This window comes from Raoultibacter phocaeensis, from assembly GCF_901411515.1.
Lineage (GTDB): Bacteria > Actinomycetota > Coriobacteriia > Coriobacteriales > Eggerthellaceae > Raoultibacter > Raoultibacter phocaeensis.
Genome location: NZ_CABDUX010000002.1, coordinates 506,130 through 518,818, shown reverse-complemented (window position 1 = coordinate 518,818; position 12,689 = coordinate 506,130). Strand labels below are relative to the sequence as shown.

General features: G+C 60.2%; 9 protein-coding genes. 1 reads left to right on the top strand and 8 read right to left on the bottom strand.

Annotation, left to right across the window (positions count from 1 at the left end):
- Nucleotides 1-11: 11 nt before the first annotated feature.
- The 8 genes from FJE54_RS10015 to pyrG form a co-directional block, all read right to left on the bottom strand.
- Nucleotides 12-1,499 (bottom strand): UDP-N-acetylmuramoyl-L-alanyl-D-glutamate--2,6-diaminopimelate ligase, encoded by a 1,488-nt coding sequence (locus FJE54_RS10015; protein ID WP_139652644.1) that lies wholly within the window; start codon nt 1,497-1,499, stop codon nt 12-14.
- A gap of 11 nt (nt 1,500-1,510) precedes the next feature.
- On the bottom strand, nt 1,511-3,262 hold the full coding sequence (locus FJE54_RS10010) for a peptidoglycan D,D-transpeptidase FtsI family protein (protein ID WP_139652643.1): 1,752 nt from the start codon (nt 3,260-3,262) through the stop codon (nt 1,511-1,513).
- A gap of 3 nt (nt 3,263-3,265) precedes the next feature.
- Nucleotides 3,266-3,733, bottom strand: a complete 468-nt coding sequence (locus FJE54_RS10005; protein WP_139652642.1) for a cell division protein FtsL — start codon at nt 3,731-3,733, stop codon at nt 3,266-3,268.
- 230 nt (nt 3,734-3,963) lie between these two features.
- A complete protein-coding gene (gene rsmH, locus FJE54_RS10000) occupies nt 3,964-4,920 on the bottom strand; it encodes a 16S rRNA (cytosine(1402)-N(4))-methyltransferase RsmH (RefSeq protein WP_139652641.1) in 957 nt (318 codons plus the stop codon).
- An 18-nt stretch (nt 4,921-4,938) separates the two neighbouring features.
- A complete protein-coding gene (locus FJE54_RS09995) occupies nt 4,939-5,370 on the bottom strand; it encodes a division/cell wall cluster transcriptional repressor MraZ (protein ID WP_139652640.1) in 432 nt (143 codons plus the stop codon).
- Between the two features lie 913 nt (nt 5,371-6,283).
- The gene (locus tag FJE54_RS09990) at nt 6,284-7,570 is read right to left on the bottom strand and encodes a lysylphosphatidylglycerol synthase transmembrane domain-containing protein (protein WP_255467347.1); all 1,287 of its coding nucleotides are present in this window, start codon (nt 7,568-7,570) and stop codon (nt 6,284-6,286) included.
- Nucleotides 7,571-7,835: 265 nt separating this feature from the next.
- Nucleotides 7,836-8,741: a site-specific tyrosine recombinase XerD gene (gene xerD / locus FJE54_RS09985; protein WP_139652639.1), complete on the bottom strand. Its 906-nt coding sequence runs from the start codon at nt 8,739-8,741 to the stop codon at nt 7,836-7,838.
- Nucleotides 8,742-8,750: 9 nt separating this feature from the next.
- A complete protein-coding gene (gene pyrG / locus FJE54_RS09980; RefSeq protein ID WP_139652638.1) occupies nt 8,751-10,361 on the bottom strand; it encodes a CTP synthase in 1,611 nt (536 codons plus the stop codon).
- Between the two features lie 444 nt (nt 10,362-10,805).
- On the opposite strand from pyrG, the gene FJE54_RS09975 reads away from it, so the two are divergent.
- Nucleotides 10,806-12,284 (top strand): DUF1846 domain-containing protein, encoded by a 1,479-nt coding sequence (locus FJE54_RS09975; RefSeq protein ID WP_139652637.1) that lies wholly within the window; start codon nt 10,806-10,808, stop codon nt 12,282-12,284.
- Nucleotides 12,285-12,689: the final 405 nt, after the last annotated feature.

Sequence of the window (12,689 nt, the reverse complement as noted above, 5' to 3'; positions counted from 1 at the left end):
CAACCGTCGCCTTACGCCTGCGCCTGAGCGCGATCGAGCTCTTCGGCTGCAACGATGCGGTCGTCGAACGAGAGCACCTCGTCACCGACCAGCTGGTAATCCTCATGTCCTTTGCCGGCGATCAGGATCGAATCGCCGGAGTGCGCGAGGTGCACCGCACGCGCGATGGCGCTGCGGCGATCGGGATCAACCTCGAAGCGCTCGGCTCCCGCGGTCATGCCAGGCAGGATGTCGGCGATGATGGCCCCTGGATCCTCATGGCGGGGATTGTCAGAGGTGACCACCGCAAAATCGGCCGTGAGCGCCGCGCGGCCCATGATGGGGCGCTTGCTCGAATCGCGGTCGCCGCCGCATCCGAACACGACGATGGTGCGGCCCTTCGTGAGCGCCTTGATCGAGGCGATGGCTTTTTCGAGTGCATCGGGCGTATGGGCGTAATCGACGTACACCGAGACACCGAGGTCTTCGCCCGCACCGTTCACGCGCTGCAGACGCCCGGGAATCTGCGGCGCCTCGGAAAGCGCCTCCACGATGGTTGCCGCCGGGTATCCGAGCTGCATGCCTATCCCGAAGGCACACATGATGTTTTCAACGTTGAACTTGCCGACGAGCGGATAGTCGAATGCGTACTTCGTTCCGCGCACGTCGAGCACGACCGAGGTCCGGGTGGTTTCGTACGTGACCTCGACGGGCTTTATCTGAGCGGACGGATCGAAGCCCGTCGTGATGACGCTGTCTTCGGCGACCGAGCAGCGGCGCAAAAGCTCCTTGCCGTACGCATCGTCGATGCAGATGACGCGTTTGGCGGGATACTCGCGCGAGAAAAGGCGCGCCTTCGCTTCGAAGTACGCCTCGAAGGTCTTATGGTAATCGAGGTGGTCCTGCGTGAGGTTCGAGAACGCCGTAACGGCGAACTTCGTGCCCCACGTGCGTTCGAGGTCGAGCGCGTGCGAGCTCACCTCCATCGACACGACATCGACGCGCTCGTCGCGCATGCGGGCGAACAGGCGCTGCAGATCGGGCGATTCGGGCGTGGTATGCTCGCTCTTCTCGAGCTTCTTTCCAATGTGCACGCCCACCGTGCCGATGACGCCCGTGCGCTTGCCTGCAACGTGCGCTATGTGCTCGACGAGATAGGTCGTCGTGGTCTTGCCGTTTGTGCCGGTGATACCCACAAGGTCTAAGGCGTTCGACGGATGGTCGTAAAAGTTCGCGGAGGCGAGCGCCATCGCCTTGCGCGTATCGGCCACTACCACTTCGGTGACATCGGTTGCATCGGCAAGGTACACCTTGCGCTCCACCACAAGCACCTTCGCACCGCGGTCGATGGCGTCCTGGGCAAACGAGTGCCCGTCGGTTACGAGACCGACGATGCAGAAAAACGCGTCGCTCGACTCGACCCGATCGCTTCGGTACGCGATACCCCCCACCATCTCGTTTTCGTTTCCGATGATGGTGCAGTCGATTCCTGCGAACAGCTCTTTGCAAGTCTTACCCATGACGTTTACCTCTAGTTCGGCATTATCTTGTAGCGGTCAATCGCAAACGCCATTATATCCTTAAAAACCGTGCTGACGTTTCCGCCTCCGGGAACCTCGTTTGCGCCCACAAAACAAACCAATTGAGAACTCGAGTCGGGCAGAAATCCCGTAAAGCACAGGTTGTAGACATCCTTCTTGTACACGCCTTCTTCAGCGATTTCGGCCGTTGAAGTTTTGCCCGCGACGCGGTAGCCCTCGATCTGCGCGCCGGTTCCGGTACCGTCGCTCACGACCGTCTCGAGCATGCTCGTGATGGTGGGAATGGCTTCCTTGTTGTCGATGACGTCTTCGGTAGCGTACACGGGCTTCTCATCGGAAAGCGGTTTCTCCACGAGGAAATGGGGCACCACTTCGAGGCCGTCGTTGATGAGCGCGCCGTAGAAGCGCACCATCTGAAGCGGCGTCACCGATATGCCCTGACCGAAGCTGATGTTGTAGCCGGTGATCTTCGCCCATTGGTCGCGCGGCTGCAAATATCCCAGCCCCTCGCCCGGATAGTCGACGCCGGTGAGTTCGTTCAAATTGTATTCGACGATCTTTTCGTAGAACGGCGTGAATCCGAGCTTCTCGATAGAAAGCGATATGCCGACGTTCGATGAGTTGTCGAGGATCTGGCGCAGGGTCATCGTCTCGTCGCCGCGCTCGTGGGCGTCGGACACCTTATACTCGTCGGCCTCGATGACCGCCGGGCAAAACAGCTCGTCTTCAGGCGTCATCACGTTGTTCTCGAGGATCGCCATGGTAGACACCGTCTTGAAAATGGAGCCGGGTTCGAATATCTGCGTGATGGACTTCGCCTGCGTTTCCGATCCGTCGACAATGGTAGTAAGATCGTTCGGATCATAGAGCGGCAGCGAGGCGGCCGCGTATATTTCGCCCGTTCCGGCATCCATGACGATCGCGTTTCCGCCTTCGCCGTTCACATCCTTAACACCTTGGGTCAGGCTCTCCTCGACCTTCTCCTGCAGGCTGATGTCGAGCGAGATGATGATGTCCTGTCCGTCAACCGCAGCGGTCTCCTCTTTGACGCCACCAGGTATGGGCGTGCCGTCGCGCCCGCGCTCGACCACGAGCTTGCCGCCCGTACCGGAAAGTATGTCGTCGTACTGCAGCTCAAGGCCCGTAAGTCCCTCGCCATCTATGTTGACGGCGCCGATAACCTGGCCGCCTATCTGGCCGTAAGGATATTCGCGCTTCGTGTCCGCCAAAAAGTAGATGCCGTCGAGTTTGAGTTCTCGAACCTGATCGGCCACATCGACTTCGGCTTTGCGCTTTATGTAGACGAACGAGATGTCGTCTTTGGTGAGAAGGGCCTTGTAATCGGCCGCCTCGCCGCCGAGCACCTCCGCAAGCTGCTTGGCTTCGCCGGCGGGATCGGTCACCTCGTAGGGGTTCGCGTAAATGGTCGTAGCCTCAACGCTCGTAGCGAGCACGTAACCGTTACGGTCGTAGATCGTGCCGCGGCGCGGAGACGTTTCGATGTTGGCGGTACGAGCCTCCTGCGCTTTGGCCGAGTACTCGTCCGCCTTGATGACTTGGAGATAGATGAGCCGCCCGAAGAACACGAGCGCTATGAGAGCGAAGATGAGAACGACCCAGACGGCGCGACTCGAACCGTCACTGAGCGCTTCGCTTGGAAAACCGCCTGATCCGCGCGGCGTATTGCGACTCGAACCCGATCGGCGCGAGCCGAATGACGTGTGCCCCCGCCTGTCGCCCATGGGCTAACCTTGCGTGTTTGCCTGGGCTGATGCGGCCTGTATGCTCGAAGCGAGCGAGAGGTTGCCGTTCGCATCGGTCGCAACGACGTCCTCGCCGAGGGTGATGGTGAGCGCTTCGGCCGGCTCGGACATGCCGAGCCTTGATGCCGCCTCCTGCTTAACGCTCGAGGGGTTCGAAAGGTAGCTTTGACGTACTTCGAGCTCGTTACCTTCGGAGCGCGCCGAATCGATGCTCGTCGACAGCTCGTCTGCGGAAAGCGCAGTCGTAACCGTAGCCGAGGCGAGGCCGATGCGCACGAATCCCAATAACGCGAACACCACAAGTACCGCGGCGAAAGCCTTCGCGAGGAAGATCGCGGAAGCAGGCAGGGAATCGGGACGGGTTTGGGGCCTGCCGCCCGGGACGACGCGTACGCGCGGGGCCCGCTCGGGTGCCCGTTCGGGATAACGATATGCCGGTGCTGCGCCCATGACCACTCACCCCTTTCCGTTTAAGCTGCAATTTTCGGGTGGTCGCTTACCTTGTTCTGTTTTCGGTGCCGATGCACGGTCTGCGGCAGCGGCATAGGTTCGGTGCCGCTGCGCATGCGCGCCCAACACGTCGTTTTAGCATGTCGGCTCGTTGCACTCCGACATTCCTTCATCGAATGCTTCCCTCAAGCCCGAGTTTGAGGGCTCTTCCGATGCTCTTCCCTGCGGGATCAGAGCTTTTCGGCGACCCTCAGCTTGGCGCTGCGTGCGCGCGGGTTGCGCTCGATTTCTTCGGCGGTCGGCAAAACGGGTTTGCGCGTGACGAGTTCGAGTATCGGCAGTTTCTTGCACACGCAGACTGGCAGGTCGGGTGGACAGGTACACCGTTTCGCGTAGCGTGCGAACACGTCCTTGACGATGCGGTCTTCAAGCGAATGGTAGCTGATCACGACGAGCCGCCCGCCCGGGTTGAGCCAGCGTACCGCTGCCTCGAGACCCTTTCGCAAGACGGAGAGCTCCGAGTTGACCTCGATGCGCAGCGCTTGGAACGTGCGTTTAGCCGGATGACCGCCTGCGCGCCTGGCCGAAGCTGGGATTGCCGCCTTGATGATCTCGACGAGCTGGGCGCTCGTTTCGATCCTGGCTTCTTTGCGCGCATCTACGATGAACTCCGCGATGCGTGTGGCCCACTTTTCGTCGGAGTAGCTACGGATGACCCGAGCGAGATCTGCTGCGTTGTAAGTGTTGACGATCTCTGCTGCGTTTATGGTTCGTGTACTCGGATCCATCCGCATATCAAGGGGGCCGTCTTCCTTAAAGGAGAAGCCGCGTGATGGCGTGTCGATCTGCACGGAGGAGACGCCAAGGTCGAAAAGAAACGCATCGACCCCGGGGACCTCCGCTTCCAGAAGGAGTTCATCCATATCGCCGAAGTTGCCCGCCAGAAGCTCGAGGTGCGGTCGGACGGTTTCGGGAAGCGCCTGCAAGCGCTCCTCGGCGGCGGCTCGCGCCACCGCATCCTGATCGATGCCGATCAGGGTTCCATCCGGCCCGAGCAGACGGGCTGCTTCGAGGGAATGCCCTGCACCGCCGAGTGTTGCGTCCACGAATGTGTGCTGTGTTTTGAGGTTGAGGTATTCGAGGCACTCGGCGAGCAGAACCGGTGTATGCCGATATTCGTTTGTCATTGCGCTCACGTCTTGGGTCTAGTCTTCGAAGAACAACGCGGAAAGATCCACGTCGCTTCGGAAATCGTCCCAACGCTTTGCGTCCCAAATCTCGAAGTGATCAGTATCGCCCACCAAAACGACGTCCTTGTCCAAGCCAGCAGCCTCGCGCAGGTCGGCGGAAAGGCCGATGCGGTTGGAGCCATCGAGTTCAACCTTCTTCGCACGAGAGTTGAGCACCTTGCGCATGTTCACATGCCTGGAGTTGCTCGGCTGGAATCCCCCGTCTTTATCGAAAAGGGACGCCACCCACGCGCTGAAGCCATCTGTATCGAACACGTACAGACTGTCGTTCTTCGGAGCGAGCGTGATCATCAAGTTCTTCGGAAGCTCCTTGCGAAAATCAGAGGGCAGCGACAGACGACCTTTGGCGTCCAGTTTGTACCGGAACTCGCCGACAAGATTCGTCAAGGGTGCGCCTCCTTCCTTTCACATAGTTTTTCCGATGGCTGGTATTCTATCCCACTTTGACCCACTTCGCAACAAAATACGGGAATATCTCCCTAAAACCGCCCCCCTCTTGCACCTGATTACTCTGCATTTTTGCCGCTTCGGCCAACGGCATGCCACATGTAGCATGCAGAATTGCTACTGGGTACCAGATGTAGATGGTGACGTGGTGGGACGGTGTGGGTAACGAATCCGAAACGCGCGCTTGAATCCAGAAAGAGATGTGCGCAAACCATGGACCGTGCAGGTCGAAATCGCGGGTGAGCGGCATGGCTTGCACAAGCCGAACGCGCATCGGCGGACACCTATCCGCGCGATCGGCGCGCAGTGGAGGAAAGTGGGAAGGGTTGGATTCGGGTGCTGGTGTCGGGAGGAACGGGAGCCCGGGCGAAAGCGGGAGTGCGGGCGAGAGCGGGAGTGCGGGCAGGAGCGGGGCGCGGGGATGCGGCCTGTGGAGCCAGGGACAACTCACGAGAGGCACGGGTAAGCGAATCCCAGGTTTAGCAGCGGCCGAGCCCGTTTCGCACAGTTTCTCGCGTTGTGTTGCGCCTAGAGAGGCGCGGGCAAGGGACTGTTCCGCCAGCCCGAAGAAATCCCCTGGTCACAGCACCGTAGCCAATCGCACGTCGGCGGAAGGTGCCGGCGACGAACCTCCGGAGCAGTCCAAGGGGCCCGATTTCGCAACACATCGCCCCAAACCGTGCATCTGGCTGGATTTCCGCCGTCAGGCCGGGATCGGCACGCCCCGCAGAGCACCCGATGGCGATCTTGCGTATCGGTGCTCCGGACGGCGTATGTCGATCCTGGCTTCTAACGGCAGAACAAACTTGATCCGAAACAAGTAAGGCAACACGGCTCACGAGGCAAGGGAGAGTCAGCGATGCGATTCGTTGTGCGAGGAAGGATCGCGGCGCGGGTCGCTGTGCGAAGCGGGATCGCGGGACGCGGCAGAAGCGGCCGAAGCGGGATCGCCGACGTAAACGCCAGCCTTGTCGTTAGGGCCTGGATCATCGGGACGGTCGCGGTCGGCGGCGGGCTTGACCAGCGGCACCGCGGGTATCCCAGGTGCGGCACTCTCGTCAAGGCGCTTCGCATCGAGTGTCGAGCCCTTGACCGCAGGCTTTCTGCCCCCTTTGCCGCCCTTCTTGCTTCCTTTCTTATCGCCCCGAAACGTCTTCGTGCGCTGAATGAGGATCGCGCCGATGAGAAACGGCATCCAAAACACAAGCCCGCGATACACGAGCGCGATAGCCATGCCCGATGCACCGCTCACACCGTAGGAGGTGAACAGCACAAGTACCGCTGCCTCGACAACACCGACACCTTGGGGCGTGATGGAGATCATAGCGAACAGCGTGGCAACAACGTATCCGCAGATGAGCGCTTGGGGAATGTACACATCGAACGCGATGCCCACCAGACAGAAGCACGCAAGCTCGCAGGTGCTCGCGAGGATGGAGCACCCGAACACCTTCGCCGTTGACTTCGGGTTCTCCACGATGAGCACGGCCGCATCACCGAACGAGGTGACCGCACCTTCGATCCACGGCTTGAGCGGCTCTTTCTTAAAGCGCACGCGAACGCGGTTGACTAAACGCTCGACCGGCTTGAGCAGGCGTATGAGCAAAGCCGGCTTCTTGTGACCGAGCACCATGATCGATCCCATAATGGCAATGAGCAGCACAACGACAAGGCCGAGCAAAAACCAGAGAGGATCCAGCTGACCGGTGAATTCGAGGATGACGAACCCGATGATCATAATGGTCGCAAAGCCCGACTCGATCGACATCTGCATGAGCAGCGCCGCCGAAGTGGCCCTTCCCGCAGGAATGCCGCGCCGATGCGCGTCGTCGACGACAAGCGTCGCACCAGCCATGTTAAGCGATGGGGCAATCGTATTCATGAAAAACGTGCCGAACACAAGCGGCAGCGTCTCGCGCGGCTCCATCTTCTCCTCGACGGCCGAAAACGAATAGGAGTAGGCGAAACTCTGTGCGAAATACTTGCAGAGCTGAGTGATGATGGCCGCAATAAGCGGGATGACGGCGCCCTTTTTCATGGTTTCGACGAGCTCGACAAGCTGATCGCCGCGCAGAAGCACGAACGCCAACACGATGACGATCACAAGGCCCATCATGAGCTTCTGTATACTGAACTTCACGTTTGTATGACTCCGTCCGTGCAAATATGCTATGGAATCATACACCAGCGACAGACGACCGAACGCCCGATTAGGGAACCTGTGTAGAAAGAGACAGATTACGGTCGCCTGGCTGTCACGTTTGCGGTCAGCGTAGCGAGCTTTAGGCAGCAGGAATGCGGCCGGCGTGGTAACGGGCTTCAGGCGACGTCGGACGCGACCGACGCAAGGAAGAGCGAAGCGGCTCGGTCGCCTGGCCGACGCGATGGCGGGCTGCGCCGGCCGGTTACCCCTTGTGCCTCGCCCGCGGATGGGCGCTCATGTACTCGTCGTGGATGTGGGTTCGGTCGACGTGGGTGTATATCTGAGTCGTGGCAATGTCGGAGTGCCCCAGAATCTCTTGTATGACGCGAAGGTCGGCACCGCCTGAAAGCAGGTGGGTCGCAAACGAGTGCCTGAGCGTATGGGGATGCAGGTTCTCCACGCCGATCGAAAGCCCCGCTCGTGCCACGATCGCATGAACGCTCTGCCGGGTAAGCCTACCGCCCCGCGCGTTCAAAAACACCGCCGAAGTCGCCTTCGCGTACGGCTTCATCAGCTCGGGCCTGCCGCGCTCGAGGTACTCGCGCAGCGCCTCTTCGGCCGTACCTGCAATGGGCGCAACGCGTTCCTTCGAACCTTTCCCCACCACGCGCACGAACCCCTCTTCGAGCATCAGGCTTCCGAGATCGAGACCCGTAAGCTCGCTTACCCGCAAGCCGCAACCGTAGAGGATCTCAAGGATCGCCTGGTTGCGCAAGCCCGCCGCACCGTCTTCCGAAGGCTGGGAAAGCATGCGGTCGACCTGCTCGATCGAAAGCACGTCGGGAAGCGTATCGGGAACCTTGGGCAGACGAAGCGTGTCAGAGGGGTTTTTCGCCGTGATGTTCTCGCGTACGAGGAATCGGTGGAACCCCTTGATCGCCGAGACGCGGCGTTCGATGGTCGAAGGCGCCAAGCCAGAAGCGATGAGCTCCGCTTCGTAGGCGAGCACGGCATCGCGGTCGATCCGTTCGAGCGAAGCTACCCCCTGCGCTTCGAGAAACGCTGCGTACGACTTCAGATCGTGCTCGTAAGCCGACACCGTCAGAGGCGAGCTGCCGCGCTCGATGCTCAAGTAAGCTGTGTATTCCCGGATCTCAGCGTCGAGCATGCGCAACCACTACGACTGTCCTGAGCGGTGAGCAATCGCCGCACCCACGAAATCGCGGAACAGCGGATGGGGCCTTGTCGGCCGGCTCTTGAACTCGGGATGACCCTGGCTCGCAACGAACCAGGGATGGTCGGCAAGCTCTATCATCTCAGTCAGCCTTCCGTCGGGGGACACGCCCGCAATGACGAGCCCCGCCTCGATAAGCCTTTCGCGAAACGCGTTGTTCACCTCGAAACGATGGCGATGGCGCTCGAAGACAACCTCTTCTGCGTACGCCTGGTAAGCGCGCGTGTTCGGCACGACGCGGCACGGATACGCCCCGAGCCGCATGGTTCCTCCTTTGTTTTCCACATCTTCCTGCTCGGGCATAAGATCGATGACGGGATAAGCGGCCTTCTCGTCGAATTCGGCCGACGTCGCACCGGGCATGTCCGCCACGTTGCGGGCGAACTCGCAGACCGCAGCCTGCAGCCCGAGGCAGATTCCGAAAAACGGAACGCCTCTTTCGCGGGCGTACTGCACGGCGGCAATCTTTCCCTCGAACGCGCGCTTGCCGAAGCCCCCCGGCACGAGGACGCCGTCTGCACCCCCGAGCATGTCGGCAGCATTCGAAGCGTCGATCGCCTCGCCGTCAATAAGGCGCACCTCAACCCGGCACCCGTGATGCACGCCCGCCACCTTGAGCGCTTCGATAACCGAAAGGTACGCATCGGGAAGGCTCACGTATTTGCCCACCACGGCCACCTCGACTTCCCGGTCGCATCCGGCGGATGCGGCAAGAAACGCGTTCAAGGGCGCAAGGTCGATCGCACGCTGCGCAAGCCCCAGCCGATCGAGCACCTTCTCGTCGAAGCGCTGGACGTGCAGATTCAGCGGCACCTCGTAGATAGAGGGTGCATCGGAGCAGGCAAGCACCTCGTCGGATGCTACGTCGCAAAAGAGCGCGATCTTTTCACGCACCGCATCAGAGATGTCGTGATCGGATCGACACACGATGAAGTCGGGTTGCACGCCGATCGAGCGCAGCTCTTTCACGCTGTGCTGCGTCGGCTTGGTTTTGACTTCGTGGGCAGCAGCGATGTAGGGCACGAGCGTCACGTGCACGAATAGCACGTCTCCCGGCTTCTTCTCCTTTTTGAACTGACGGGCCGCCTCGATGAACGGCAGCGATTCGATGTCTCCGATGGTACCCCCGATTTCGGAGATGACGATGTCGGCCGAACTCTGCTCGGCAACGCGGCGCAAACGCTCCTTAATGGCCTCGGTTACATGGGGGATCACCTGCACGGTGCCGCCGAGGAAATCACCGCGACGCTCGCGCGAGATGAGGCTTTGGTAAATGGAGCCCTGGGTGAAGTTCGATTCCCGCGTGAGGTTCTCGTCGATGAATCGTTCGTAGTGTCCAAGATCGAGATCGCCCTCGTGCCCGTCTTCGGTCACGAACACTTCCCCGTGCTGAAACGGCGACATGGTACCGGGATCGACGTTCAAGTACGGATCCATCTTCTGCATGGTGACCTTGTAGCCACGCGCCTTGAGCAAGTGCCCGAGGGAGGCAGCGGTGATGCCCTTGCCGAGCGATGACACGACACCGCCGGTTACGAAGATGTGCTTGGCCATGGTCCTCCCTTGCAAAAGCATGCCGTCGCATGCGAAGCGTATCGGATGCCGGAATCCATCGTACAGAGCACGACGAACCCGACAAGAAAAAAGCGCCTGGAGCGATATGCATACGCTTCCAAACGCTTTTCTATTCTACGCGAAAAGCAGCAGCACGGCATGCGGGCGACAGGATTTCACACGCTTGAAACACGCAAGCAAGGGGAAGCTGGAAGCGACGGAGCCAGCGCGGGAGGCAACGCGTCCTAGGCGGAAAGCAGCGGAGTCAGCGAGGAGGCAACGCGTCTGCGGGCAAGCGCGGAGCCGAACGGAAGGCCGCACAGGATGCGAACCACACGGCGCTGCCGAGCGAAAGTAAGCTATAATCGTTTTCGGTGCGCCCGCCTGTGCTGCGGCGCACGAATTCGCCCACCGCCCGCCATCGTGAAAGGACGCCCTCAAGCCATGCGCATCGGATTCGACAACGACAAGTACATCGCCCTGCAGGCCGAGCACATTCGCAACCGCATCGACCAGTTCGGCGGCAAGCTCTACCTCGAATTCGGCGGCAAGCTCTTCGACGACTACCATGCCGCGCGCGTCCTTCCCGGCTTCGAACCCGATGCGAAGATACGCATGCTCAAGAGCCTGGTCGATGATGTTGAGATCATCATCGCCATCAACGCGAACGACATCGAGAAGAGCAAGCAGCGCGGGGATTTGGGCATCACCTACGACGAGGATCTTCTGCGCCTTTTGGACAACTTCCGCTCGATGGGCTTTCTCGTCGGGGGCATCGTTATCACGCATTATGCGAACCAGCCTGACGCCGAAGCGTTTCGCCGCAGGCTCGACGGGCTCGGCATCAAGTGCCACATGCACTACCCCATCGCCGGCTACCCCTACGACATCGACCACATCGTAAGCGACGAGGGCTACGGCAAAAACGAGTACATCGAAACCACGCGTCCGCTCGTGGTGGTAACCGCACCGGGACCCGGCTCGGGCAAAATGGCCACCTGCCTCTCGCAGCTCTACCACGAGCACAAGCGCGGCATCGCAGCCGGATACGCGAAGTACGAGACGTTTCCGGTGTGGAACCTGCCGCTCAAGCACCCGGTGAACATCGCCTACGAGGCGGCCACCGTCGACCTCGACGACGTGAACACCATCGACCCGTTCCATCTCGAAGCGTACGGCGAGACAACCGTCAACTACAACCGCGATGTCGAGATATTCCCCGTGCTTAAGGCCATGCTTGAGAAGATCGGCGGCGAAAGCCCCTACAAATCGCCCACCGACATGGGCGTGAACATGGCAGGTTACGCCATCGTCGACGAAGAAGCGGTCAACGATGCCGCCAAGATGGAGATCGTGCGCCGCTACTTCCAGACTGCCGTGGACGTGAAGCGCACGGGAGTCGGCGAGGAGCAGGTGGAAAAGCTCGAGCTGCTTATGAACCAGGCGGGCGTAAACGCGAGCCTCTCCCCCGCCCGCTCGGCGGCGCTTCTCAAAGAGGAGATGACCGGATCCCCCGCAGGCGCGATGGTGCTTCCGAACGGCAAGGTGGTCACCGGCAAGACATCCACGCTTTTAGGTGCCGCATCATCGCTTATGATCAACGCGCTCAAGGAGCTCGGAGGCACGGGAGACATCGACGTCATCAGCGATTCGGTCATCGAGCCGATCTGCCACCTCAAGACCGAGCACCTGAACCACAAGAACCCGCGCCTGCATTCCGACGAAACGCTCATCGCGCTTTCGATCAGCTCGGTCACGAACCCACTTGCGGCCGAGATCATCGAACACACCGGCGAGCTTCGGGGCTGCGACGCGTTTTTCTCGGTGATCATATCGTCGACCGACGAGAAGCTCTACCGCACGCTCGGCATCAACGTGTGCTGCGAGCCGAAGTACGAGCAGCACCGCTACTATCACAAGTAGACGTTCAGGGGCACCTCCGTCCGAGCAATACGCGCGGGATCGATCTGCGCTGTCAAACCGATATCGACACGGCACCGCAGAGCACCAGGCCCCCGTTCGGGACATCCGCTGCGCGGGAGCATGCCCCGAACGGGGGCGCCCCGGTCCCGGTTCGGCGGCGGAACGAGCCGAATTCGGCACATCAATTTTCCGAGCGCGCGTATTCGATTCGGGTTTCGAGCAGCAGACCCTCGATCTTGGCACAAAATGCGAGGTTTGACAATTAAGGAATAATGTACTTAAATTTTTCCGATAACCAATTTACATAGTCCCTGATCACAGATTTCTCTGTATATAAGTATTTAAGTAATTTCTTGGATATTTGTCAAACCTCGAATTCTGTGCCAGAATCGGAGTCAGCGGGAA

Excerpts from the sequence above, each read along its gene's own strand:
- FJE54_RS10015 (WP_139652644.1), bottom strand. The coding sequence starts at position 1,499 with ATGGGTAAGACTTGCAAAGAGCTGTTCGCAGGAATCGACTGCACCATC.
- FJE54_RS10010 (WP_139652643.1), bottom strand. The coding sequence starts at position 3,262 with ATGGGCGACAGGCGGGGGCACACGTCATTCGGCTCGCGCCGATCGGGT.
- FJE54_RS10005 (WP_139652642.1), bottom strand. The coding sequence starts at position 3,733 with ATGGGCGCAGCACCGGCATATCGTTATCCCGAACGGGCACCCGAGCGG.
- rsmH (WP_139652641.1), bottom strand. The coding sequence starts at position 4,920 with ATGACAAACGAATATCGGCATACACCGGTTCTGCTCGCCGAGTGCCTC.
- xerD (WP_139652639.1), bottom strand. The coding sequence starts at position 8,741 with ATGCTCGACGCTGAGATCCGGGAATACACAGCTTACTTGAGCATCGAG.
- pyrG (WP_139652638.1), bottom strand. The coding sequence starts at position 10,361 with ATGGCCAAGCACATCTTCGTAACCGGCGGTGTCGTGTCATCGCTCGGC.
- FJE54_RS09975 (WP_139652637.1), top strand. The coding sequence starts at position 10,806 with ATGCGCATCGGATTCGACAACGACAAGTACATCGCCCTGCAGGCCGAG.